The following is a 23,608-nucleotide window of genomic DNA, read 5'->3' as shown; positions in this document are numbered from 1 at the left end:
CATGCTAAAGAAGACATTATTGGCAGTAGCAGCGGCCGGCTTATTAAGCGCCAGCCTGACGGCCAGCGCAGCTGACTATAAATTTGATAAGGAAGGCCAGCACGCGTTTGTTCAGTTCCGCATTCAGCATCTGGGCTACAGCTGGTTGTACGGTACCTTTAAAGATTTTGACGGCAGCTTCACGTTTGATGAAGCCAATCCTGCAGCAGATAAAGTCAACGTGACCATCAACACTAACAGCCTCGATACCAACCATGCTGAACGTGATAAACACCTGCGCAGCGCGGATTTCCTCAACACCGGTAAGTTCCCGCAGGCGACCTTTGCTTCTACCGCGGTGAAGAAAGACGGCAAGGATTACAAAATCACTGGCGACTTGACGCTGAATGGCGTGACCAAGCCCGTGACGCTGAATGCAAAATTGATGGGAGAAGGCAAAGATCCGTGGGGCGGCTATCGTGCAGGATTTGAAGCCAGCGGTGAGATCGTGTTGAAAGAGTTCAACATCAGCAAAGATCTTGGCCCGGCATCGCAGAAAGCTGAATTGATTATTTCGGTGGAAGGCGTGCGTAAGTAACCTAAATGCAGCCTGAAGTCCGGTGACTTCAGGCTGTTTTGCGCTTATTTTTTATCTGGCGCGGGTATCGCCATCGTCATGTTCAGCAAACCACGTGATTTGTTAAACACCTTGTTGCCATTTTCACGGCCCGCACGGCGTGCACGCTGCTCTTCTGGCGACAACGTTGACTCTTCCATGCAGATTGGGCTGCAGCAGTTGTGGTACTTCTCCGCACAGCTTGGGCACTGAATGAACAACAAATGACAGCCATCATTGATGCAGTTGGTGTGGCTATCGCAAGGCGTGCCGCACTGATGACAGCTGGACAGAATATCGTCTGAGATACGCTCGCCCATGCGCTCATCAAAGACAAAGTTTTTGCCCTTAAAACGCACCGGTAAGCCCTGCTCGCGCGCGCGACGGGTATATTCAATAATCCCGCCCTCAATGTGATAAACATCATTGAAGCCGTTGTGCTTCATCCAGGCGCTGGCTTTTTCACAACGAATGCCGCCGGTGCAGTACATGACAATCTTTTTGTCTTTCTTATCCTGCAGCATATCAACGGCCATCGGCAGCTGATCGCGAAAAGTATCGGCCGGCACTTCCATGGCGTTATCAAAGCGTCCCACTTCATATTCGTAGTGGTTACGCATATCCACGAACAGCGCATCCGGATCGTCGAGCATCGCGTTAACGTCAGCGGCTTTCAGGTAAGCGCCCACATCGCTGGCATCGAAGCTATTATCTACAATCCCATCCGCCACAATGCGCTCACGCACTTTCAGGCGCAGCACCCAAAAAGATTTACCGTCATCATCCAGCGCAATGTTCATGCGCAGATTGTTCAGCGCCGCATCAAAGGCATACAAAACTGCCTTCATCTTTTCGTAGCGGCTGGCTGGCACGCTGATTTGTGCGTTGATGCCTTCATGCGCGACATAGACGCGACCAAACACCTTGAGTTTGGTTAACTCAACGTAAAGAGCATCACGGAAGGCTTTGGGATCGGCGATCTGGAAATATTTATAAAAAGAGACTGTGGTACGTGGTTCGGTTTCCGCCAACATACGTTCCTTCAGCTCTTTATTGGAAACAAGGTTATGTAACACTGGCATGGTGTTCGTCCTGTTAGCAATCAGAGAAATTGAGCGCGCGTATAATACCCGAATTCTGCCGGATACAAAAATTTTGGTGTGATAAACCTGACGGATGTAATTACAGGCGCATTTCTGCGACACAATTGCGTTTTCGTGCGCATACCTGCTGCCAGATAGCCACCCACGGTCTATGCTTGATTTCAGCCAGAATGAAAAAATGGCATAATGACAAAAAATTACAGAAACCGGACTCTCTGGCATAAGACGCAGGATACTGACATTTCCATGACTCAACTTCCCAAACTCACCCGTGAACTCCTCTATCCACGCTATTGGCTGACCTGGCTCGGCATTGGTTTCCTCTACCTGCTGGTGCTGTTGCCCTATCCAGTGTTGCATGCCATTGGCTGTGGATTGGGTCGCATTGCCATGCGTTTCATGAAACGTCGTGTTGAAGTGGCGCAGCGCAATCTTGAAGTGTGCTTTCCCACCATGCCGACCAACGAACGCGACGCGATGGTCAAACACAATTTTGAATCGGTGGGCATGGGACTGATCGAAACCGGTATGGCATGGTTCTGGCCAGACTGGCGCATCCGTAAATGGGTCACCACCAGCGGTCTTGAACATGTTGCTAACGCACTGGCCGAGAAGCGGGGCATATTATTAATTGGTATGCACTTTCTGACTCTGGAATTGGGCGCGCGAGTATTTGGTATGCATAACCCGGGCATTGGCGTATATCGCCCTAATGACAATAAGCTCATCGACTGGCTACAAACCTGGGGCCGCATGCGTTCCAATAAAAGCATGCTAGACCGCAAAGATTTGAAAGGCATGATTCGCGCGATGAAGAACAACGACATTATCTGGTATGCACCGGATCATGATTATGGCCCGCGCAGCAGCGTGTTTGCACCGTTCTTCGCGGTTCAGGATGCGGCAACCACCACCGGCACCCATATGTTGATTCGTCTGGCAAACCCCAGCGTGGTGCCATTCCTGGCGCGACGTCTGCCCAATGCGCGCGGCTATGAGCTGAAAATGATGCCTGATATCCGTGATAAATTTACGCTGGAATCTGAACTTGAGACCGCTGTCGTGATGAATAAAGTGGTCGAAGAGACAGTGTTACTGGCTCCGGAACAATATATGTGGCTGCATCGCCGCTTCAAAACGCGTCCACAAGGCGAGCCTTCGGTTTATTAATGTGATATGGGGCATGATTGCGTGCCCCACGTCCTTCAGCAGAAATTTACCTTATTACGTGATTTTATCCGGTTATTAATTCGCTAATCGGTCCAGCGTGAACTTGGGCTAATTGTTCAGTTAGCACCAAACTTTACCCACTAAATCCGTGTTTCTTTGCCTTAACTCTGTAAAAAATTAACCTTTCAAGCCAGTATCTGGGTAAACAACTGCCTTAGCATTTGATTCTTGCGCTGCTTGTAAGGAAATATTAACGGATCAAAATATGCTGTCTCGGACCTGAATTCCCCAACATCCAGGGGTAATCCTATTTAATTTTACTAAACCCTTCGGCCCCGCTAATCAATGCAGTAAAATTAACTTACTAAACAAGGTATTGTCTTAATAAAATCCTCTATATTCTTTTTCTAAAGAAAATAACACCTTCTTATTCCCTTATGGAATTTGTCGATAAAATCGAATCCAGTTAATTTCGTGATGTCAGTTAGAACGCTACGTTCACTTTTAAAAAAATATAAAAAGATTTCACACAGCAAATATATCTCAGGACAATTATAAAATGAATAAAGGCATCTACTACTACGTGACGATCAGTACCGATCAGGAAGGTTATCATCTTCTGCATCGAAAAGAGTGTAAACGGCTACCCGTAAAGGAGGATATGGTTTTTATCGGCACTCTGTATAATTTAAATCAGGCATTATCAACCGCGCGTATTAATTTTAAAAAGGTTAAGCCCTGTATTAAATGTTGTATTCGTTACTCTGCTCCAATTATTCATGAATCAGTACGCCCGGTATTGCATTTCCCGCAGAAAATAGCCTGACCGGTTGGGCGGTTGAATTTTACGCAACCGCCCAACCGATATTTCCTCTCCGCCCTGCACTTCACGATTTTTCGTCTATCCTTCTGTGAAATCCCTTTTTTACAGACATGGAGTTGATGATGAGCCTGTTTAGCACCCTTGAAGAAGCCATTGAAGCCGCCCGCGAAGAGTTTCTCGCCAGCCAACCTGAGATCGCCGAAGAAGATGCCAGCGTCAGCCAGTTTGCCCTGCAGAAGTATGTGATGCAGGATGGCGACATTATGTGGCAGGCTGAATTTTTCGCTGAAGAGGATGGCCAGGGTGAATGCCTGCCTATCTCCAGCGGAGAAGCCGCACAGGCAATTTTTGACGGCGATTTTGATGAAGTCGAACTACGTCAGGAGTGGCAGGCGGAAAATACGCTGCATGAATGGGATGAAGGCGAATTCCAGCTGGAACCGCCGCGTGACCTCGAAGAGGGTGAAGCGGCGGCGCAGGAGTGGGAAGACGACAACAGCCCTTCTGACAATCTGTAATAACGATTATTCGTACGGGCCGTGACTGGCATCCACGGGCAGTAACAGCGTGTCCATCACCAGCGATAGCGGCAAATCGAGAATGGTCAGCACACGCCACGGTCCGTCACGAACGTCCCACTGCACGCCGGGATAATATTGATTGCCGTGACCTTGTCCGGGCAAGGTGCGGCTGATAATACTGCCACAACCGGTGAGCAGAAGAATGGCGGCGCTAAGCGCGGTTATTTTCAGTAAATAATTCACAACATTTACTCACAATGAACTGGCGTTAGTTTAACCGCCTGCGAGGTGGAATAACCACTCCTGACGCGTAAAGATTGCGTCATATTCCGCGCAAAAAAAAAGCGGCATCTCTGCCGCTTTTCATTTTCTCATCTTCAGCGCTGTGGCAGCGCCTCAGGATTGAGCTTCAGCTTCTGATAGCTTTCCACCCACTGATGATATTTGTCCGCGCTTTCCCACAAACGTGAGTGCACGCGCGCCAGCACCACTGGATCGCTAATCAGCTGCAAACGCTGCTCGCGGTTCAGTTTCTCTGGCGCATCACTCAGCGCCTGATCGACACGACGGTCGCGCGCATGGTCCAGCAAATCGCTCTGCTTATGACGCGATGTTGCCATCGCCGTCGCCAGCGCGTTAAACGCCGGGTTAAACAGCGCATGCATAAAGCCATTTTTCAGCGCGCGTTGACGGTTAATCTGCAGATAATGATCGGTATCGACCAACTCTTTGGGTGGCTCATACTCTTCCGGAATCAGGAACAGTTTGGCGTTCTTACTCTTCTGCCCTACCGTTGCACGGCTTGACATCACCGACACAAACGGCGACAGGATCAGCGAGAAGACGATCGGCGACAGCCACCACAGGAAGTTCAGGTCGAGGATGCCCATACCGCCCGCCCACACGATACCCAACAGCATCTGTGAACCATGACGACGGAACGCTTCGCTCCACGGCGTCGCATCATCATCACGCTGCGGCGAGTTCCACACCACTTCCCAGCCAAGGAACGCACTGACCACGAATACGGTGTGGAACAGCATGCGCACCGGCGCCAGCAGCACCGAGAACAGCATTTCCAGAATCAGCGAGAAGAACAAGCGGATGGCGCCACCGTAAGGTTTCGCTCCTTTGAACCAAATCAGCACCACGCTCAACAGCTTCGGCAGGAACAACAGCACCAAAGTGGTTGAGAACAAGGCAATCGCCAGATCCGGACGCCACTGCGGCCACACTGGGAACAGCTGACGTGGTTGCAGGAAGTAGGTCGGTTCCATCAGCGTGTGCACCACCTGCAAGGCAGTAGACAGCGCAAGGAACATGAACCACAACGGCGCAGAGAGATAAGACATTACGCCCGTCAGGAACACCGCGCGGTGAACCGGGTGCATCCCTTTTACCAGGAACAGACGGAAGTTCATCAGGTTACCGTGGCACCAGCGACGGTCACGCTTCAGCTCATCCAGCAGGTTCGGCGGCAGTTCTTCATAAGAGCCCGGCAGATCGTAGGCGATCCACACGCCCCAACCAGCACGACGCATTAGCGCGGCTTCAACGAAGTCATGCGACAGGATCGAACCAGCGAAGGAACCTTCACCCGGCAGCGGTGCCAGCGCACAGTGCTCGATAAACGGCTGCACACGAATGATGGCGTTATGGCCCCAATAGTGTGATTCACCCAACTGCCAGAAGTGCAGACCGGCGGTGAACAGCGGACCGTACACGCGCGTCGCGAACTGCTGGCAACGGGCATACAGCGTATCCATACCTGACGCTTTTGGCGACGACTGGATAATACCGGCGTTCGGGTTAGCATCCATCATGCGCACTAAACCGGTAAGACACTCACCGCTCATTACGCTGTCGGCGTCCAGCACCACCATGTAACTGTAGTTGCTGCCCCAGCGACGGCAGAAGTCATCGATGTTGCCGCTTTTACGCTTCACACGACGACGACGACGACGATAGAAAATCTTGCCCGCGCCACCAACATCACGCACCAGTTCCATCCAGGCTTTTTGCTCGGCGATGGCGATATCCGCATCGTAGCTGTCGCTCAGAATGTAGACGTCGAAGTGCTCGGCGTTGCCGGTACGTTTGACCGATTCCCAGGTCGCACGCAGGCCGGCAAACACGCGTTCTACGTCTTCATTACAGATCGGCATGATCAGCGCGGTACGATGTTCCGGATTCAGCGGCTCATCGCCGGTGGTCGAATACGAAATGCTGTACTTATCGCGGCCAATCAGCAACTGCAGGAAGCCCATCAGCGCGGTCCAGAAACCGGCAGAAACCCAGCAGAACAGAATGGCGAACAAGAACAGAATTCCGGTTTGCAGGATATACGGCAGAATCAGCTCAACCGACTGCAGCCAGTTCTGGTTGAACATCTCGATCGGATCGATCAGCGTCCAGCCCTGATACGGCAGAATGGTTTTCATGTACCAGGTTGCCACTACGGTCTGCAAAATCGTCAGAATCAGCAGCACATAGCGACGCATAGAGCCAACGTGGCGCCACTTGTCCTCCGTTTTCTGCTCTTCAACGGTGGCATAACGTGGATTGGATTTCTGACCGCGCAGGGAATCCCAGGCGCGCGCAATCGGGTTGGTGCGCCAGATTTCCGGGAACATCAGCGAACGCTTCACTTTCGGCATCGCCTTGAGTGTGGTGCGATCGAGATAATCCTTGCTGAGCTGCTGTCCGTCCGCCAAAGAGTCTGGCCAGGCCATTTGCACACGGGATGACACCGATTTCAGCGGCGCATCATCCGGGCGCTCGCTGGCGGCGTTATCCTGCCCCAGCGACGTATGAATAGCGTGGAACGCCTGCGCATTCTGTAGCGAATCGCTCAGACGGGCGCGCCCTGCCGCATCAAGCGGCAGCGCCTCCACGTAAGATTGAGGTAGAAATATCGATTTATTCATTGGCAGGTAGCTGATAGCTCCAGGTTTCCGTCAATGTCTTGTCGCCGCTCACCAGCGCCGCACGCATCTCAGTCGGCTGCTTGTTATCTTTCACACGCAGACGCAACACCAGACGCCAGCCTTTGGTCACCGGGTTGTAGCGCACACTCTGCTCAACCACGTCAGCGTTATTACCCACGCTAACCTGCGGTGCCACTTGCGTATCTTCCGGCAGCTTGCTCATCGCTTTGCCAACGAAATCCACGGTGAAGGCGATAGAACCATCAGGCTGACGCACCAGATTCGACTGCTTCACATCCCCGGCAGAGCGCAGCGTGTCTTTCACCCAGGCGATATCGTCGGAGTGCAGCTGATTCTCGTCACGGGTGAAGTGCAGACGATACTGGAAGTTCATCTCTTTGCCTGGCTCAGGCAGTTTTTCCGGCGTCCAGAACGCAACGATGTTGTCGTTGGTTTCATCCGCGGTTGGAATCTCTACCAGCTCAACGCGACCTTTGCCCCAATCACCCTGCGGCTCAACCCAGCCACTTGGGCGCAGATCGTAACGATCGTCAAGATCCTGGAAACGGCTGAAATCTCGCGTGCGTTGCAGCAGACCAAAGCCTTTCGGATTCTCAACGGTGAAGGTGCTGACCGCCAGATGTTTCGGGTTATTCAGCGGACGCCAAATCCACTCACCGTTACCGGCATGAATCGAAAGACCATTCGAATCGTGCAGCTCTGAACGGAAGTTGGTCACCGGCGAAGGCTGGTTCGCACCAAACAGGAACATACTGGTCAACGGCGCAACGCCCAGTTTACCGACGTTATCACGCAGGTAAACTTTGGATTGCACATCAACCGTCGATTCTTTGCCCGGTTTGATGATGAAGCGATAGGCACCGGTCGCACGTGGCGAATCCAGCAGCGCATAGATCACCAGCTGTTTGTCCTGCGGTTTTGGACGCTCAATCCAGAACTCTTTAAAGCGCGGGAACTCTTCGCCGGACGGCAAGGCGGTATCAATCGCCAGACCGCGCGCCGAAAGACCGTACACCTGGCCTTCGCCAATCACACGGAAATAGCTGGCGCCGAGGAAGCTGGTGATTTCGTCGTCTTTGCCCTTTTTGTTTAATGGATACAACACCTTAAACCCAGCAAAGCCGAGATTTTTGACTGCATCAGCATCGTGTTTTACGTTGCCGAAATTGAAGTAGTCAGGGTTATATTTAATTTCACGTACTGAAGACGCCGTCACTTCGTTGATTTTCACCGGCGTATCGAAATACATGCCCTGATGATAGAACTCAAGCTTAAACGGCGTGCGCAGTTTGCCCCAATAAGCTTTGTCGTGGTTAAACTGGATCTGCTGATAGTCAGCAAACTTCATTTCACGAAACTGAGAGGGTAAATTGCTTTTTGGCGCTTCGAAACTTTTCCCTGCCAACGCCTTGGCTTGTTTTGCAACATCATCAATGTTAAACGCCCAACTATTGTTGGCATACATAGCCAGCAGAACTGCCGCGCCTACCCAGCGCATCTTTACCAGTCCCACTTTATTATTCACATTATTCAGCACATCCCCCCCTTTCGTGTGCTTAGATCAAACCCGATTATCTTAAAGGATTATTCGGTTTTCCGACAGCGTATGTAATAGATTGTTCCGCTGATTTGTAAGCTGAAAATGTGCTTTTAGGATAATTAAACCCCGCAAAATCACATACAGATTCACCTGATAGTATACCCTGTTTACAGCCGGTAGAATTTTCCTTCGGCATAATCCGGTTTCAGGGCGAAACCGGCAAGTAAACTGACTATTGGAAGATTATGAGTTCAGCTAAACCCGAACGTGAATATTTCCTCGATTCGATTCGCGCGTATTTAATGTTATTGGGCGTGCCTTTTCACGTCTCCCTGATTTACTCCACGCAGAAATGGGCGGTGAACAGTCATGACGCCTCAATGTGGTTGACGGTGCTAAACGACTTTATTCACGCCTTCCGCATGCAGGTGTTCTTTGTTATTTCAGGCTATTTTTCCTACATGCTCTACTTACGCTACCAGCCGCAGCGCTGGTTGAAAGTGCGTCTGGAGCGTGTCGGCATCCCGATGTTGACTGCCGTGCCGCTGATTACCTTGCCGCAGTTTTTCATCACGAAAAATCTCACCGATAAAATCGGCGACTGGAGCAGTTTCTCGCTGTACGACAAGTACAACACGCTGGCGTGGGAGCTGATATCTCATCTGTGGTTTTTATTGGTACTGGTGATTCTGACGACGTTCGGTATGGTGGCGTTTCGCTGGCTGAATAAGCAGCAGCGCAGCATCGATTATCAGCAAATTGGCTGGGGTAAATTGACGCTGGCACTACTGACTTATGCCTTAATTTGGTGTGCGTTGCGCCGCGTGCTGTTTTATTTCGTTCCGGCCGTGTTTGCCGATGGCCTGATCAGCATTGCCGTGATGCAAACGCTGATGTTCCTGCCGTTCTTTATGCTGGGTGCGTTGAGCTGGAAGCATCAGGCGCTGAAAGCGTTGTTTGTGCGCTTTAATCCGGTAATGTGCTTTGGCGCTATCGCAGTATTCATCGCCTATAGCCTGAATCAGCGTTACAGCAGCGGTGAAGGTTGGCTGTACGAGATCGATATGATCATTTCGACGCTGATGGGTTTGTGCATGCTAAACGTCTGTTTTAGCTTCGGGCATAAGCTGCTAAACAGCCATTCACCGCGCATCATGTATCTGGTGAATGCCTCACTGTTTATCTATCTGGTACACCATCCGCTGACCATTTTGTACGGCATCTACATCACGCCGCACATTGGTAGCGACACGCTCGGCTTCTTCGTCGGCTTGCTGATGGTGTTCGGCGTGGCGTTTACGCTGTATGAAATCCATCTGCGCATTCCGCTGCTGCGCTTCCTGTTCTCCGGTAAGCCGGAACGCAAATAAATATAAGGGCCAGGTTAGCTGGCCCTTATATTTAAAGCAACCACTCAACCGGCAAACGCCACACCAGTCGCACCAGCAAGCGCTGCAGTAGCGTGCACTGCGGTTCGTGTTTATGCACCACTTCGCCCTGCTCGTTCGCAAACTCCACCCAATTGACGCGTCCCCACTTATCCAGGCGCAGCGTCCAGGCGCGATCGCGCATCCCGGCAATAAAGCGCTGATGGGTTTGCTGCGCCAGCGTTTCACTCTCGATGACCAACCCCATTTCGGTGTTCAGCATGGCGGAGCGCGGATCGAAATTGAACGAGCCGATAAACACTTTGCGATTGTCCACGGTGAAGGTTTTGGCATGCAAACTGGAACCCGAATTACCGGTGATGCCGCGATCGTGTGGCGCACTCTGCGGATTATCCTGCGGCTTCAGTTCATACAACGCGATACCGTGGCGCAGCAGTTTTTTCCGCCAGCGCGCATAACCGGCGTGTACCACCGTAACGTCATTCGCCGCCAGTGAATTGGTGAGTATCGCAATCTTCACCCCGCGCCGCTTCAACGCCAGCAGTTGCGCCACGCCAGCACGCGTTGGAACAAAATAGGCCGAGATGATATCGAACTGCTGCTGCGGCGTGCCGATCACCTCCAGCATGCGCTGCGGCAGCAAACTGCGGCGTTTTGCTTTGCCGAGACCTTTACGCGGATCGTCGCTCAGCAGACGCGATTCCGCCCACGTCATCTCCAGCTCGCCCTGCTCCATCTGACTGATAAACGACGAATGCTCCAGCCGTGCCAGATAGCGCTCCACCGCTTCACTCTGCTGCCACTCCGGCGGCAAGCGCACCGCCTGATGCGCATCGCCGCTCACATCAACCACCTTGCGCAGCGGCGAAACGGCTTTACTGCGCCAGTAGCGTTCGAAATCCTGCGTCACTTCGTCGACCACCGGCCCAATCGCCAGCACATCGAGATCGGTAAACAGCGGCTCATTGCCGGTACCAAAATATTCGTCGCCGATATTGCGCCCGCCCACCAGCGTCGCCGCGCCATCCACCGTCAAACTTTTATTGTGCATACGTCGATTGAGGCGGGAAAAATCGGTGAGATAACCGAGCGCGCGCAACGTGCGGAACGAGAACGGATTGAACAAGCGCACGGCGATATTGACGTGACGATCGAGTTCCGCCAGCGTTTCATCCAAACCCGGCGTGTTGTTGTCATCCAGCAGCAGTCGCACTTTCACTCCGCGCTCGGCGGCATCCAGCAGCGCGCTAAACAGCAAGCGACCAGACATGTCGTTGTGCCAAATGTAGTACTGCACATCAATGGTGTGCTGCGCCATGCTCATCATCTGATAGCGCGCAGCAAAAGCATCCAATCCATCATTAAGCGGATGAATGCCGCTCATGCCCGGATGCCGCGCACAACGCGCCTCAACACTCGGTTTCAGCCCGTTGCCCGACTGTTCCTCAGGCGGCAAAGAAGTTGCTGCTTCACTCATAGTGAATCCCTGAAAGCTGTGGACCTATTATTGTTGGTATCAATGCGCTAACAAGCAATCGGAGGCTTCCTTTTCTGCCCAATGGCGCACCGTCAATTTAGTCTAGACTTAGCCAGGCGTTCTGCATTCTGCATCCGGCGTTCACCGTGAGGAGAGGATTATGACCCAGCAATCCCTGCGCCATCACCCTCAGCTGTTCCGCAGTTTCTTTCAGGGCAGTTTTCCCTGTTCAACCGCCCGTCGCGCAGGCGGACGTCGGCTCGATATGGTGATCAGCAGCGGCCACGACATGCTGCTGGAGAAAGATTATGCCGCACTGGCGCAGGAAGGTTTGCACACCGCGCGCGATGGCGCTCGCTGGCATCTGATTGAAGCCGTGCCCAATGAATATGACTGGCGCACCTTTCTGCCGATGGTGCACGCCGCGGCGCGTCACGATATGCAGATTATCTGGGAGCTGGCGCACTTTGGCTATCCCGATCACCTGGATATCTGGAAAGCCAGCTTTGTCGATCACTTTGAACGCTTCGCCCGCGCCATGGCACAACTGATGCGCGATGAAGGCATTGAGAAACCCTTTTTCACGCCGATCAACCAAATCTCATTCTGGTCGTGGGCGGGCGCGGACGTTTCCTGGCTCGATCCTTACGCCAGCGATCGCGGTCGCGAGCTGAAGCGCCAATTAGTGCGCGCCTCGCTAGCGGCGATGCACGCCATTCGCGAGGTTTATCCCGATGCACGCTTTGTGCTGACCGATCCACTGGTGCAGGTGGCGACCGATCCCGATAACCCTGACAGCAAACCTTATGCCGACGCGCAGCATCAGGCGCAGTTTGAAGCCTGGGATTGGATTGGCGGACGCGATGCGCCGGAACTGGGTGGCCGCGCGGATTTCCTCGATATTCTGGGTCTCAATTACTATCCCGACAATCACTGGTTTTTCTCAGGCGAAACCATTCCGCATGACCATCCGACGCGTCAACCGCTGCACCGTTTGTTAATGCAGTGCTGGCAACGCTATCAGCGCCCAATGATTCTGGCCGAAACCGGCGCTGAAGGTGAGGCGCGTGCGCCCTGGCTGCGGCAGATTAGTGAAGAAGCGCGTCTGGCGCTGGATCACGGCGTGGCGCTGGAAGGCATTTCGCTCTATCCGGTGGTGGAGTATCCGGCCTGGGCCGACGATCGGCGTTCACCGGGCGCGCTGTTTGGCCTTGGCGATCCCAATGGCAATCGCACCTTGCATGAGGCGCTGGCGCTGGAGTTGCGCAGTCAACAGATTAAGTGGCAGAACTGGCAGACAAACAGTTAAGACTGTTGCGTGGTGGCAGGTTTTTGCGGACAGGTTTGCACATCAAGTGAAGGATCCGCGGGGTGACGCACGTCGGTGAGCCACGTCATAGTGAAGAGAAACACCACGCCAATTAAACAGGCGGAGAGCAGACCAATTATGGCGATCAGTTTGTCATCTCTGGATTCCATCGACATCTCCTTGCAGGCTTCCTTTTCCCGGTGCTGACCTTAACTCATCCACAGCGTAATCATCAGGACGAAGATTATAAGCGTAACCGAAGTGACTGCAAGTACCACAATAGCGAAGAGCGCGTCGTCGAGCGGCTGCCGATAAGGTTCGTCGTGGTCGTCTGGTGGTGCAGGTGAACTCATGATGACTCAAGAATAATGGCGAGTTTTCGTGCAGGATTGCCGGACTGAGTGTAATGCAATGTGCTTAAAGTTACAGGATTATTTCTGGCGGAGATAATAACGGGGCGCAGGCGCCCCGTGAAGAAAGGATTAGAAATCGTAGCTCAGTGAAACCTTCACCGTGCGCGGTTCACCCTGAGACAAATAGGTGCCGCTGTCATCGACGTTGGCCCAATATTTCTCATTGGTGACGTTATCAACCCCCACGCGCCACACCATATCGTTCTGGTTAACCTTCATGCGGTAACGCAGCCCTAAATCCAGCGTGGTGTAATCATCCAGCTTCATGTTGTTTGCCAGGTCGGCGTATTGCGAACCGGTGTAGTTCAGTAATGCTGTGGCAGTCAAACCGTCCACCGGCTTGATGTCATACTCCGCACCCAGCGCCGCAGTGAAGCGCGGTACGCCAATGGCGTTTTTACCATTCTGATCGCTGTCACCGGTTTTGGTCATATCCGGATCGATCCAGGTGGCGCTGCTGTTGAGACGCAGGCCCAGCACCGGCTCACCGAATACATTCAGCTCCACGCCACGGTTACGCTGCTCGCCATTCAGTTGGTAAACCGAATTGTTCAGCACACCAACCGGCTGTTTGATTTCAAACAGCGCCAGCGATCCGCCAACGCGACCAAAGTCCGCTTTGACACCCACTTCGTTCTGCTTCGCATGCACGATGCCGGTCACACTACCGTAGTTGGTGGCGGTAAACGGCGCGGCGGTGCCCGGCGTCAGCGATTCGGTATGGTTGGCATACAGCGAGATATTCTGCGTGGCTTTATACAGCAAACCGTACGCTGGCAACCAGCGGCTGCTGTCGAAACGTGTCGCGGTATCTTCAGCGCCGTCATAACCGTAGTTACGCACCACCACTTTCTGATGACGCGCGCCGACGGTTGCCAGCAAGGTGTCATCGAAGAAGCCCAGCGTATCGCTCAGCAGGTAGCCCTGTGAACGAGAACGATACGTGGTGAGTGGATCGCTGAACTTAGCGCCACCGGCAAACATGCTATCCGGTTCGGCCACATCCTGCGGGTTGTAAATGTTCACATTGGCATCGTTACCCGACGACATGCGATAGCTGTTTTTCGCATTCGCGGTCATCGCCGAATAGCCGAAGTTCACTTTATGCGTCACCGGACCGGTGGTGAAATCACCACGCAGGCCAACCATGCCGCTCATGTTGTCCTGCACACGATTGGTACGGAAGCGGCCAATGGTGGCGTTGCCGGCGCTATCGAGGATCTTTGGAATGCCGTAGTTGCCCACTTCATGGGTGTGCTGTGCGCCGAGGCCTGCATAAGCGGTCCACTGATCGGTCAGATCGTATTCGGCTTTCGCCAGACCAAACTCCGACTCGATATCGCTGAACACCCAATTCTGGCTGTAGTTTTTCGAGTTGGACGGCACATCAGGAATGAAATCGATGCCGCTGATGTTGATGCCGTTACGCGCATCGTGGAAGGTCTTTTTCTGGTAGCCGACGTCGAGCGACGTACGCAGACGATCGCCACGATAATCCAGGCCGAGTGACGCAGCGGTGGTGCGTTTCTTTTCGCCATTCACCTCCGTGCCGCCTTCGCGGTGAACCGCATTCAGACGCACGCCAAACTGGTTATTGTCGCCAAAACGACGGCCAATATCGGCGGTACCGCCCACTTGTGAACCTGACGTGTAATCCACGCCGATGCGCGTCAGCGGCGTGTCATCAGCGTGCTTCGGCTCGAGGTTAATCATGCCGCCGACGCCGCTCTCCGCCGAACCGTTCAGCAAGGCGTTAGCACCTTTGAAAATTTCTACGCGATCAATCAGCGAGGCATCCATCACCTGACGCGGCACGATACCGGCCAGGCCGCCGTAGGTCATGGCATCGCCGTCCAGCTTGAAGCCACGAATGCGATAGCTCTCGGCAAAGTTGCCGTAGCCTTTCAGATTCTGCACGCCAGCATCGTTGCGCACCACATCACCGATGGTTTGCGCCTGCTGGTCCTGAATCATTTTCGAGGTAAAACCGATGACGTTGAACGGCACGTCCATGGCGTTTTGCTCACCCAGCATGCCAAGACGGCCGCCGTGTGCAACCTGACCATCAAGGAACGCCGGTACCAGATCGTCGCCGCCGGGTTTGAAATCGGTTTGCGGTGTCGCGGTCACGGTCAGCGTCTGCTGCTCGTTTTTCGCGTTGGTTTGAGTTGTGGTGTTGGTAGTAGCAGCCATCACTGGCAAACAACCGGCGCTGACCATTACGGCCAACAGCGTCGGTTTCAGTCCGGGATTGAAAGGCATAGCGCGCATGGGATCCCCTAATGCAAACGAAGTGATAATCATTATTATTGCGGTTTGCGATTATGCGCAGCCAAAGGGCGAAAGCAAGAAAATTCCCAACTTTCTGATCAAAAAAAGGCGGCCTCACCCAAGAGAAACCGCCTTTTTAGAAAGAATTATAAGGGGTTTAACCCTGCCAGCCGCCACCGAGCGAACGATAAAGATCGATTTGTGCCAGCAGCAGCGTATTTTTCACTGACACGATATTGAGCTGCGTGCTGAACAGCGTGCGCTGGGCGTCGAGCTCATCGAGATAGGAGGCGTAACCGTTTTGATAGCGGTTATGCGCAATGCGATACGCTTCCGCCACATAACCTTCCTGCTTCTGCAACTCTTCAAGCTGCTCCTGACTGCGGCGAATGGCATCCAGCGCGTTATCCACATCGGAGAACGCATTGCGCACCACTTTCTCATAGCCATAAAGCGCCTGATTGCGCGTTGCCATCGCCACATCAACCTGAGCAGTCAGCGCTTCGCGATTCAGCAGCGGTGCCAGAATGCTGCCGCCGATGCTCCACAAACGGAACGGATTATCCAACAGCTGATGCAGTTCACCGCTTTGCAGGGTGCCGCTGGCGGTGAGATTAAGCGACGGCAACAGTTTGGCCTGGGATGACGCCAGTGACGCGTCGGCGGCCAGCAGCTGGCGCTGCGCCTGCACGATATCCGGCCGGCGATTCAGCAACTGCGACGGCAGCAGCGATGGCAAGGTTTGCGGTTTGATATGGTCGAACTGGCTACTGCGCGCAATTTCACGCGGGTTCATGCCCACCAGCACACTGAGCGCATTCTCCTGCTGCTCGATCTGATGCTGCAACTGCGGGATCTGCGCTTTAGCGGTTTGATATTCTGAGGCGGCCTGCATCCATTCGAGACGCGAGGTGTAGCCAGTTTCAAACTGGCGCTGCGCCAGGTTGAGCGAGTTTTCGCGCGTGGCTAACGTGGCTTCTGTGACGCGTAGCTGCTCATCGAGTGCGCACAAGCTAAGATAGCCCGATGCCACCGAACTGGCGACGGTGAGCTCAGCGGCAGACGCGGCGGCACGCTGCGCATCCAGCGAAGCTTGCGCGGCGCGAATGCTGTTGCTGCGGCTGCCCCATAAATCCACTTCATAGTTGGCCTGCAGCAACCCCTGAAACACCGCGTTTTCATAGGGCTGACCGGTCGCCGCCGACAGCGCACGTTGATGCGTAGCCGCAACGCCCGCCGACAGCGTCGGGAAATTATCGCCCTGCGCGGCACGTAATTCGGCACGGTATTGATCCACGCGTGAACGCGCCGTGAGAATATCGCTGTTGTGCTGCAACGCCAGCGTGACAAGACGATTGAGATCGGCATCGCCAAAGTTCTGCCACCACTGCGCTTCCGGCAGCGCATGCGGGCCAACCTGCTGACGCCAGCTATCGGGAATCGGCAACGATGACGGCGCTTTATCCACTTCCGTCGCACAGCCGCCCACCATTAATGCCACGCACGTGGCTAACAGTAAGCGCTTCATGGCGCATCCTTGTGCGGTTCAGCGGCGGTATCAATGCTCACTTCCACCGACATGCCAGGACGCAGCGCGTGCAGATCGTCGTCAAGAATTTTGATGCGCACCGGAATACGCTGGGCAATTTTCACAAAGTTGCCGGTGGCGTTATCCGGCGAGATAGCGCTGAATTCGGAACCGGCGGCAGGCGAGATAAACTCGACGCGGCCATCGTAATGCCTTCCGTCTAACGCATCGACGCGGATGTTCACCGGTAAGCCGGGACGCACGTGCGCCAGCTGGGTTTCTTTGAAATTGGCGATGATCCATTTATTTTCCGGCACCACCGAAGTCAAACGCGTGCCAGCAGTAACATAAGTGCCTTTACGCACCGACAGCTGACCAAGCTGGCCACTGTCCGGCGCGATGATGCGTGTATTCGCCAGGTCGATGTTTGCCAGCTCTAACGCCGCCTGCGCACTGGCGACATCGCCTTGCAGTGAAGCCTTATTTACCACCACGGTTTGCAGATTCTGTTGTGAAACGGCGACCTGCGCATCCGCCTGACGCAATTGCGCCTGTGCCTGGGCATTCGCCGCGCGCGCAGCGTCACGTTCACGTACCGACAGCGAGCCGTCAGCCGCCAGATTTTCTACACGCTTGAGATCGAGGCTGCTTTTCAGCGCCTGCGCTTTGGCATTTTCCAGTGCGGCTTTGTTGCTGAGAATGTTGGCTTCGGCACTTTTACGCTGCTGCTGGTTATTATTCTGCGCAGCGATTTTCATATCCAACTGCGCCTGCGCCTGATGCACGCGCTGACGGTAGATGCGATCGTCAATGGTCATCAGCAGCTGGCCTTTGGTCACCGGCTGCAAATCCACCACGTTAACCTCCGTCAGATAGCCATTCACCTGCGGGCTAATAAAGGTCACCTGGCCGCGCACGTAGGCGTTTTCTGTCGACTGAACGGTGCTGGTGAACGGCCACAGCTGCCAGGCATACAGAATCACCAGTACGCCGACGATAACAATGCCGCTGCCGGCGGCGATGGAAAGAATGCGTCGGCGGTTGGTGCGCTCGCGCTCTGCCGCCTGAATGTCGTCCTGTTGGCTCATGAATTCTCCGTCGGGGTTACTGGTTGTGCCGCATTCATTTTGGTCTGACGCCAGTTGATATAGCGTAAACGCGTCAGGCGATACAACACCCAGATTAAGGTGATGAAGGCCAGCGCGGCGGTAAGAAGATAGGTGTCGTTATAGGCCAGCACGTTAGCTTGCAGTGTTGCCACCGTTTGCAGCTGGCTGCTGCTTTGCGCGCTGAGTAGCACGCTATCCGGCAACTGGCTGCTAAACAGCGAGCTGTACTGGCTGAGGCGTTCGGTGACGTTGGGATCGAGCTGCGACAGCTGATCGCCCAACAAGCTGGAGTGATACTTTTCGCGCCACGTCTGGAACGTGCCGAGAATGGCCGCGCCGATCAAACCGCCTAAGTTCTGGCTCATGCCAAACAGCACCGAGAAACTCACCAGGTTTTTCGGCTGCGTCACCACGCCGCCAATCCCCAGCAGCATGGCGGGCCCGAGGAAGAAGGCGCTGCCAAAGCCGAGTAAAAACTGGCTAAAGTAAAGATTGTTGGCACGCGTCAACGGGCTGGATTGCGCATCCATGAGTGAGGCGACGATCATCACCACCAGCGACGCGACAATCGGCCAGCTCAGATGCGTAGGCTTGATGGTTAACGCGCTGGCGATCATGCCGCAAATTACCCCGGCGATGATCGCTAACGCCAGACCGCGCATCTGATCGTTGAGTAAACCGAGTTGCTGCAGGAAGCCGACCGCACCGGTGTTTTGTTCAGCCAGCAGAATACGCATCATGATCATCACAATGCCGAGCCGCACAATCATGCCGTTGCTTAGCCAACGCGTGTTGATCAACGGATTCTTGCGATTGTGCTCGACGACGATCGCCGCCACGATCAATACCAGCGCCAGCGCCAATGCCACACCGAGCCACGGCGTGCTAAACCACCATTCGATGCGTCCCAGCGACAGCACCGCACACAACAGCGCCATGCCCGGCGCCATCAGCATGAAGGTGAGGAAATCCATTTTTTCAAACGCTTTGATGCGGTCGCCGGGCGGCAGTTTCACCACCAGCACGCAGCCCAGCGAGATCAGCGCCAGACCGAGTTCAAACAGGTACAAACCGCGCCACTCTTGCAGCTGCAGCAGTTCGGTGGAAAACAATCGTGCCAGCGGAATCGCCAGCTGCGACGCGGTGATACCGATCACCAACGCTTTAAGCCGATGCTTCGCGGGCCACGCCTGAATCTGGTAATAAATGCCGAGCGAACTCAGCGCCGCGCCGACCATGCCGTGCGCGGTGCGCACAATGATGGCTGAGCTGAGATCGTTGGCCAGCAGGTGGAAAAACGCCACGATCACATACAGCACCAGAAACGCTTCGGTGAACAGCCGCAGACCAAACTGCTGGCGGAACTTCACCAACAACAGGTTGATGGAGATGTTGCCCATCACATACACCGCAGGCAGCCAGGCGATTTCATTGCTATAGGCGCCAAAAGTGCCTTGCAGATTGGTGAGGTTGGCAGATACCAACGCGTTACTCAGCGCACCGGTAAGGGAGATCAGTAAGCCGATGATGCCAAACGCGATGCGCTTCGAGGGCGAATGCAGCGGCGTTGAGGGCGAGCCCGGCAGCATCGGCTTTTCATGTGGCAGCCATTCGCGTGGGGCATAAGGATTACGTTTCGCCACGGTTAAACACTTCCCAGACGCGCCAGCAGTTGTTTCAGCACCTGTTCCGTTATCGCCAGCGATTCGGGATCGATATCCGCCAGCAACTGCGCACGTAGCGCATCGGCCTGGGTTTTCACTTCGGCAAAGGCCACGCTGCCTTGTTCTGTCAGAATCAGCAGGCGCTTACGGCGATCTTCCAGCGGCTGCACGCGCGCCAACAGCTGTTGCTTCACCAGGCGATCGACCAAGGGCACGACGCTGGCCTCTTCAAGACCGAGCAATTGCGCCAGGGCTTTTTGCGTTGGCGGCTCGGCGGCGGTAGCCACGCTGGCAATCGCCATCCAGCTGCTCATACTTAATCCGCTCTCTTTGAGGCGACGATCAACGGCCAAACGCCACGCGTGCGCGGTGAGATGCAGCAAACGAGAAAAGGGTTGCGGATAGTCGCTCAAAACGTAGTGGCCTAATGGTTAGGTATCTAACTAAACGGGAGCGTTATTATAGGCGAAGCCGCTCACCAATGAAAACCTCGCTTACATCAGCAAACGTAGTGGGCACGGCAAAAAATCTCCAGCTTTCTGTATCAGTTGTACAACTCGCGGAAATTTCTGCTGTTCCTGCATAGGTTTGTATAGATTTCAGAAAACATTACAAATTATAAGTCATTGTTAAATATGAATTAGCACAAATTGCTTAAGTTACTAGTTGTACAAGTTGCTTCAGATTGTATAAGTTTACATACCGCGAGCCAGCTGATGGCTCCGTAACGAATGATGCACTTTGCGTCGCCTCTGAAGGTGTTGTGGATTTCCACCTTCAGAGGTGTCTTTTTGCGTTGGTTGATGAGTTGGGTGGTGCGCGCCTGTCCGCGTGCACGTTTTTTCATCATGGAGCTGAAGGCACATTGCCATCAGGCCGATCTTAAGGGCTTCACATATGCAAAACGCCGCAAACAGTAGCGCTGCCATCGCTGACTACTTCAAACTGGCCGGAAACAGCGACAGCAGTGAGATGGAAGTTTTCGGGCAGATCATCGCCGAAATCCTGCAAGCCGGTATGCCGGTTTCCAATAAAGCGATTATTGCATCGCTGATTAACCGTCTTGAGATGGAAAGCGATGTGATTCAGCTGGATATTTATCGCCACCTGCTAGAATTGGTTGTGAATAAAACACCTGACGATCTCGCGGTCTAAAGCCGGATTCCAGGGATGGAATCACCCTCACCTGTCCCAACGCGCTAGCGTCTTACCTTATTGCCCGGTAACATCCTCTCTCGAAAATTCTAACTGGTTACTGCCGTACCGCGACGGTATGCGCACAATAATAAAAGAGCCTGCACAATCTATGAGCCAACCAACTGAGCGCGCCACTGCGGTGGAGAGCGATATCACCGTGGGGCGCGTATTACGTTCGCCCGCCCTGCTAACCCGCGAGTGTCTGGCCGGCATTATTACCGCGCTGGCGCTGATCCCTGAAGTGATCTCCTTCTCCGTGATTGCCGGTGTCGATCCCAAAGTCAGCCTTGTGGCCTCGGTGGTGCTGTGCCTGACGCTGTCGATTCTCGGCGGCCGCCCGGCGATGGTTACCGCTGCAGCCGGTTCGGTGGCGCTGGTGATCGGCCCGATGGTGCATGCGCACGGCGTCGAATACATTCTGCCCGCCGTGATTATGGGCGGCGTTATCCAGATTATTTTTGGACTCGCTGGACTGTCGCGCATGATGCGCTATATCCCGCGCTCGGTAATGATCGGCTTCGTCAACGCCCTCGGCATCCTGATCTTCTTTGCGCAAGTCCCGCACGTTTGGGGCCAGTCCGCTTTGGTATGGGCACTGTTCGGCGTCACGCTGGCGATTGTTCTGCTGCTGCCGAAAGTGCTGAAAAGCGTCCCATCACCGCTGGTCGCGATTGTGGTGGTGACGGCTGTCGCGTTGCTGCTCGGCTATCGTGTACCAAATGTCGGCGATGAAGGGCCAATGACTGCTGGTCTGCCTGGCTTCACCACCTTATTGGTGCCAATCAATCTGCACACCCTGCAAATCATCTGGCCAACCGCCTTGAGCATCGCCTTTGTTGGCCTGATGGAATCGCTGCTGACCGCCAAACTGGTGGATGACATCACTGATACGCCTTCCGGTAAACGCCGCGAATCCTGGGCGCTCGGCGTTGGCAATATTCTGGCGGGCTTTTATGGCGGCATCGCCGGTTGCGCGATGATTGGTCAAACCATCGTTAACGTCGAGCTGGGCAAAGCACGTACGCGTATTTCGACTATCGCGGCGGGTATCGTGCTGCTGTTATTAGTGACCGGACTGAGCCAGATTATGGCGCAGATCCCAATGGTGGTGCTGGCGGGTATTATGATGGTAGTGGCAGTGAAAACCGTGAACTGGCATAGCCTGCAACCGGCAACGCTGAAACGCATGCCGTGGTCTGAAACCTTGGTGATGGTGCTGACGGTGGCGGTCACCGTGTGGACCGGCAACCTGGCGATTGGCGTACTGGTTGGTGTGATTCTGGCAATGATGCTGTTTGCGCGCCGCATCGCCCATGTGATTCACGCTGAACGTCGGTTGAGCGACGACGGTGAACAGGTCAATTACACCGTGCGCGGCCCGCTGTTCTTCGGCAGCAGCAATGATTTGTTTGAACACTTCAATTACGGCCACGATCCTAAAGCTGTCACCATCGATTTAACCCATGCGCAGATTTGGGACGCCTCCAGCGTGGCGGCACTCGATGCCATCGAATATCGCTATCAGCGCCATGGCGCGAAAGTTACCTTTATCGGGCTGGATAACCGCAGCAGCGATTTCCGCGAGCGGCTGAGTGGGAATCTGGGTTAGCAATTATTAGGATTGAGACGAAAAACGCCGAAAATTCGGCGTTTTTTATGCTTAACACCGCGCTTCGCTTGCGTAATGTGCTGTCACTGACTTTGCTTACCTTAAGGTCAATCCTTTGATCTCTAAGAGATTGGTTACTCAATCGCTCATTTATGAGGAGCAATAGATGAAAGTTTTAGTAAAAGCAGCATTGGTAACGTTAACGTTGGTCTCGCTGGCGGGCTGTATGCACAAAAGTGATGCGGTCGGCGGCGATGGTCGTCCACATGCGCCAAGTAACCAACCGGTGCCAGGCGCTAGCGAAGGTGCAGGTCCGGTAGGACAACCGCAATCGTAATGACTTGCCCGGCTTTGCCGGGTTTTTTATTGATTTAGGTAAAAGACAAAAACAAAAAAACCGCCCTTGGGCGGTTACGACATTACTGCTTATTGCTTTATTTTATTCGTTTTATCAACTGCGAATATGGTGCCCGGGGCGGGACTTGAACCCGCACAGCCATAAGCCGAGGGATTTTAAATCCCTTGTGTCTACCGATTTCACCACCCGGGCAGGGTTTAAATTGGAGGCGCGTCCCGGAGTCGAACCGAGGTAGACGGATTTGCAATCCGTTGCATGGCCACTCTGCCAACGCGCCTTTAATCTGATATGTAATCCGTTGAATACGAATTACTAAATTTGGAGCGGGAAACGAGACTCGAACTCGCGACCCCGACCTTGGCAAGGTCGTGCTCTACCAACTGAGCTATTCCCGCATAATCTTCGTCTTTCAATTTGTTGCTGCCTTAGCTTCCTTCACTCACACAGATCACTTACTGAAGTAAGCTCTCTGTGATTCGTTCAGTTGCTGCCTTGCTACAAACTGAAATACTCGATTCTGTATTTCTTCATCGAACTTACTGATTTCACTCAGCTTCTTGCATACTCGCTGCTGTTCGATGCGAT

General features: G+C 53.9%; 20 protein-coding genes and 3 tRNA genes. 9 read left to right on the top strand and 14 right to left on the bottom strand.

The window, feature by feature from the left end; translation table 11 throughout:
- The first annotated feature begins 1 nt into the window (after position 1).
- Positions 2-577, top strand: coding sequence for a YceI family protein (locus AC6I8A_RS07685; protein ID WP_436332249.1), 576 nt, complete (start codon positions 2-4; stop codon positions 575-577).
- A 44-nt stretch (positions 578-621) separates the two neighbouring features.
- Here AC6I8A_RS07685 and trhO read toward each other — a convergent pair whose 3' ends face one another.
- The gene (gene trhO / locus AC6I8A_RS07680) at positions 622-1,677 is read right to left on the bottom strand and encodes an oxygen-dependent tRNA uridine(34) hydroxylase TrhO (protein ID WP_497818263.1); all 1,056 of its coding nucleotides are present in this window, start codon (positions 1,675-1,677) and stop codon (positions 622-624) included.
- Positions 1,678-1,944: 267 nt separating this feature from the next.
- On the opposite strand from trhO, the gene AC6I8A_RS07675 reads away from it, so the two are divergent.
- From AC6I8A_RS07675 to AC6I8A_RS07665, 3 genes are all read left to right on the top strand, one after another.
- Positions 1,945-2,868: a Kdo(2)-lipid IV(A) acyltransferase gene (locus tag AC6I8A_RS07675; RefSeq protein WP_008103130.1), complete on the top strand. Its 924-nt coding sequence runs from the start codon at positions 1,945-1,947 to the stop codon at positions 2,866-2,868.
- Positions 2,869-3,427: 559 nt separating this feature from the next.
- On the top strand, positions 3,428-3,694 hold the full coding sequence (locus AC6I8A_RS07670) for a hypothetical protein (RefSeq protein ID WP_008103132.1): 267 nt from the start codon (positions 3,428-3,430) through the stop codon (positions 3,692-3,694).
- Between the two features lie 119 nt (positions 3,695-3,813).
- Positions 3,814-4,209 carry a MysB family protein gene (locus tag AC6I8A_RS07665; RefSeq protein WP_008103134.1) on the top strand — a complete coding sequence of 132 codons (396 nt, stop codon included), beginning with the start codon at positions 3,814-3,816 and terminating at the stop codon, positions 4,207-4,209.
- A gap of 6 nt (positions 4,210-4,215) precedes the next feature.
- On the opposite strand, the gene AC6I8A_RS07660 is transcribed toward AC6I8A_RS07665, so the two are convergent.
- The 3 genes from AC6I8A_RS07660 to AC6I8A_RS07650 form a co-directional block, all read right to left on the bottom strand.
- On the bottom strand, positions 4,216-4,455 hold the full coding sequence (locus AC6I8A_RS07660) for a YceK/YidQ family lipoprotein (RefSeq protein ID WP_256696172.1): 240 nt from the start codon (positions 4,453-4,455) through the stop codon (positions 4,216-4,218).
- 134 nt (positions 4,456-4,589) lie between these two features.
- On the bottom strand, positions 4,590-7,139 hold the full coding sequence (mdoH, locus tag AC6I8A_RS07655; protein WP_256696171.1) for a glucans biosynthesis glucosyltransferase MdoH: 2,550 nt from the start codon (positions 7,137-7,139) through the stop codon (positions 4,590-4,592).
- Complete coding sequence (locus AC6I8A_RS07650) at positions 7,132-8,667, bottom strand: glucan biosynthesis protein G (protein ID WP_256698395.1); 1,536 nt, start codon at positions 8,665-8,667, stop codon at positions 7,132-7,134. Before AC6I8A_RS07650 ends, mdoH begins: the two co-directional genes overlap by 8 nt.
- Positions 8,668-8,945: 278 nt before the next feature.
- Between AC6I8A_RS07650 and mdoC the strand changes: the two genes are divergently transcribed.
- On the top strand, positions 8,946-10,070 hold the full coding sequence (gene mdoC / locus AC6I8A_RS07645; RefSeq protein ID WP_497818262.1) for a glucans biosynthesis protein MdoC: 1,125 nt from the start codon (positions 8,946-8,948) through the stop codon (positions 10,068-10,070).
- 31 nt (positions 10,071-10,101) lie between these two features.
- On the opposite strand, the gene AC6I8A_RS07640 is transcribed toward mdoC, so the two are convergent.
- Positions 10,102-11,565, bottom strand: a complete 1,464-nt coding sequence (locus AC6I8A_RS07640; RefSeq protein WP_312182303.1) for a phospholipase D-like domain-containing protein — start codon at positions 11,563-11,565, stop codon at positions 10,102-10,104.
- A 160-nt stretch (positions 11,566-11,725) separates the two neighbouring features.
- On the opposite strand from AC6I8A_RS07640, the gene AC6I8A_RS07635 reads away from it, so the two are divergent.
- Complete coding sequence (locus AC6I8A_RS07635) at positions 11,726-12,874, top strand: beta-glucosidase (RefSeq protein ID WP_497818261.1); 1,149 nt, start codon at positions 11,726-11,728, stop codon at positions 12,872-12,874.
- On the opposite strand, the gene AC6I8A_RS07630 is transcribed toward AC6I8A_RS07635, so the two are convergent.
- From AC6I8A_RS07630 to AC6I8A_RS07605, 6 genes are all read right to left on the bottom strand, one after another.
- The gene (locus AC6I8A_RS07630) at positions 12,871-13,044 is read right to left on the bottom strand and encodes a hypothetical protein (RefSeq protein ID WP_256696168.1); all 174 of its coding nucleotides are present in this window, start codon (positions 13,042-13,044) and stop codon (positions 12,871-12,873) included. The genes AC6I8A_RS07635 and AC6I8A_RS07630 overlap by 4 nt on opposite strands.
- Before the next feature lie 312 nt (positions 13,045-13,356).
- The gene (locus AC6I8A_RS07625; protein ID WP_256696167.1) at positions 13,357-15,558 is read right to left on the bottom strand and encodes a TonB-dependent receptor; all 2,202 of its coding nucleotides are present in this window, start codon (positions 15,556-15,558) and stop codon (positions 13,357-13,359) included.
- A gap of 157 nt (positions 15,559-15,715) precedes the next feature.
- Complete coding sequence (locus AC6I8A_RS07620) at positions 15,716-17,086, bottom strand: efflux transporter outer membrane subunit (RefSeq protein WP_436332253.1); 1,371 nt, start codon at positions 17,084-17,086, stop codon at positions 15,716-15,718.
- Positions 17,083-18,174: an HlyD family secretion protein gene (locus AC6I8A_RS07615; protein WP_293796061.1), complete on the bottom strand. Its 1,092-nt coding sequence runs from the start codon at positions 18,172-18,174 to the stop codon at positions 17,083-17,085. Before AC6I8A_RS07615 ends, AC6I8A_RS07620 begins: the two co-directional genes overlap by 4 nt.
- Positions 18,171-19,838, bottom strand: coding sequence for an MFS transporter (locus tag AC6I8A_RS07610; protein WP_256696151.1), 1,668 nt, complete (start codon positions 19,836-19,838; stop codon positions 18,171-18,173). Before AC6I8A_RS07610 ends, AC6I8A_RS07615 begins: the two co-directional genes overlap by 4 nt.
- 2 nt (positions 19,839-19,840) lie before the next feature.
- Positions 19,841-20,272: a MarR family winged helix-turn-helix transcriptional regulator gene (locus tag AC6I8A_RS07605; protein ID WP_265297114.1), complete on the bottom strand. Its 432-nt coding sequence runs from the start codon at positions 20,270-20,272 to the stop codon at positions 19,841-19,843.
- Between the two features lie 484 nt (positions 20,273-20,756).
- On the opposite strand from AC6I8A_RS07605, the gene AC6I8A_RS07600 reads away from it, so the two are divergent.
- From AC6I8A_RS07600 to AC6I8A_RS07590, 3 genes are all read left to right on the top strand, one after another.
- Positions 20,757-21,014 (top strand): biofilm/acid-resistance regulator YmgB/AriR, encoded by a 258-nt coding sequence (locus AC6I8A_RS07600; RefSeq protein ID WP_008102310.1) that lies wholly within the window; start codon positions 20,757-20,759, stop codon positions 21,012-21,014.
- Between the two features lie 151 nt (positions 21,015-21,165).
- A complete protein-coding gene (locus AC6I8A_RS07595) occupies positions 21,166-22,665 on the top strand; it encodes a SulP family inorganic anion transporter (protein ID WP_265297116.1) in 1,500 nt (499 codons plus the stop codon).
- A gap of 166 nt (positions 22,666-22,831) precedes the next feature.
- Positions 22,832-23,002 (top strand): hypothetical protein, encoded by a 171-nt coding sequence (locus tag AC6I8A_RS07590; RefSeq protein WP_265297117.1) that lies wholly within the window; start codon positions 22,832-22,834, stop codon positions 23,000-23,002.
- A gap of 127 nt (positions 23,003-23,129) precedes the next feature.
- Here the strand turns inward: AC6I8A_RS07590 and AC6I8A_RS07585 are convergent.
- The 3 genes from AC6I8A_RS07585 to AC6I8A_RS07575 all read right to left on the bottom strand — a co-directional run bounded on the left by AC6I8A_RS07585 (position 23,130) and on the right by AC6I8A_RS07575 (position 23,418).
- Positions 23,130-23,215 (bottom strand) — tRNA-Leu (locus tag AC6I8A_RS07585).
- An 11-nt stretch (positions 23,216-23,226) separates the two neighbouring features.
- Positions 23,227-23,300, bottom strand: a tRNA-Cys gene (locus tag AC6I8A_RS07580).
- Positions 23,301-23,342: 42 nt separating this feature from the next.
- Positions 23,343-23,418 (bottom strand) — tRNA-Gly (locus AC6I8A_RS07575).
- Between the last annotated feature and the right edge of the window lie 190 nt (positions 23,419-23,608).

Source organism: Pantoea sp. X-Soil-ISGK-275 (genome assembly GCF_059730795.1).
This window is presented reverse-complemented; position numbering and strand designations above follow the sequence as displayed.

Excerpts from the sequence above, each read along its gene's own strand:
- AC6I8A_RS07630 (WP_256696168.1), bottom strand. The coding sequence starts at position 13,044 with ATGGAATCCAGAGATGACAAACTGATCGCCATAATTGGTCTGCTCTCC.
- mdoH (WP_256696171.1), bottom strand. The coding sequence starts at position 7,139 with ATGAATAAATCGATATTTCTACCTCAATCTTACGTGGAGGCGCTGCCG.
- trhO (WP_497818263.1), bottom strand. The coding sequence starts at position 1,677 with ATGCCAGTGTTACATAACCTTGTTTCCAATAAAGAGCTGAAGGAACGT.
- AC6I8A_RS07665 (WP_008103134.1), top strand. The coding sequence starts at position 3,814 with ATGAGCCTGTTTAGCACCCTTGAAGAAGCCATTGAAGCCGCCCGCGAA.
- AC6I8A_RS07590 (WP_265297117.1), top strand. The coding sequence starts at position 22,832 with ATGAAAGTTTTAGTAAAAGCAGCATTGGTAACGTTAACGTTGGTCTCG.
- AC6I8A_RS07595 (WP_265297116.1), top strand. The coding sequence starts at position 21,166 with ATGAGCCAACCAACTGAGCGCGCCACTGCGGTGGAGAGCGATATCACC.
- AC6I8A_RS07625 (WP_256696167.1), bottom strand. The coding sequence starts at position 15,558 with ATGCGCGCTATGCCTTTCAATCCCGGACTGAAACCGACGCTGTTGGCC.
- AC6I8A_RS07675 (WP_008103130.1), top strand. The coding sequence starts at position 1,945 with ATGACTCAACTTCCCAAACTCACCCGTGAACTCCTCTATCCACGCTAT.
- AC6I8A_RS07615 (WP_293796061.1), bottom strand. The coding sequence starts at position 18,174 with ATGAGCCAACAGGACGACATTCAGGCGGCAGAGCGCGAGCGCACCAAC.
- AC6I8A_RS07670 (WP_008103132.1), top strand. The coding sequence starts at position 3,428 with ATGAATAAAGGCATCTACTACTACGTGACGATCAGTACCGATCAGGAA.
- AC6I8A_RS07600 (WP_008102310.1), top strand. The coding sequence starts at position 20,757 with ATGCAAAACGCCGCAAACAGTAGCGCTGCCATCGCTGACTACTTCAAA.
- AC6I8A_RS07640 (WP_312182303.1), bottom strand. The coding sequence starts at position 11,565 with ATGAGTGAAGCAGCAACTTCTTTGCCGCCTGAGGAACAGTCGGGCAAC.
- AC6I8A_RS07685 (WP_436332249.1), top strand. The coding sequence starts at position 2 with ATGCTAAAGAAGACATTATTGGCAGTAGCAGCGGCCGGCTTATTAAGC.
- AC6I8A_RS07620 (WP_436332253.1), bottom strand. The coding sequence starts at position 17,086 with ATGAAGCGCTTACTGTTAGCCACGTGCGTGGCATTAATGGTGGGCGGC.
- AC6I8A_RS07635 (WP_497818261.1), top strand. The coding sequence starts at position 11,726 with ATGACCCAGCAATCCCTGCGCCATCACCCTCAGCTGTTCCGCAGTTTC.
- mdoC (WP_497818262.1), top strand. The coding sequence starts at position 8,946 with ATGAGTTCAGCTAAACCCGAACGTGAATATTTCCTCGATTCGATTCGC.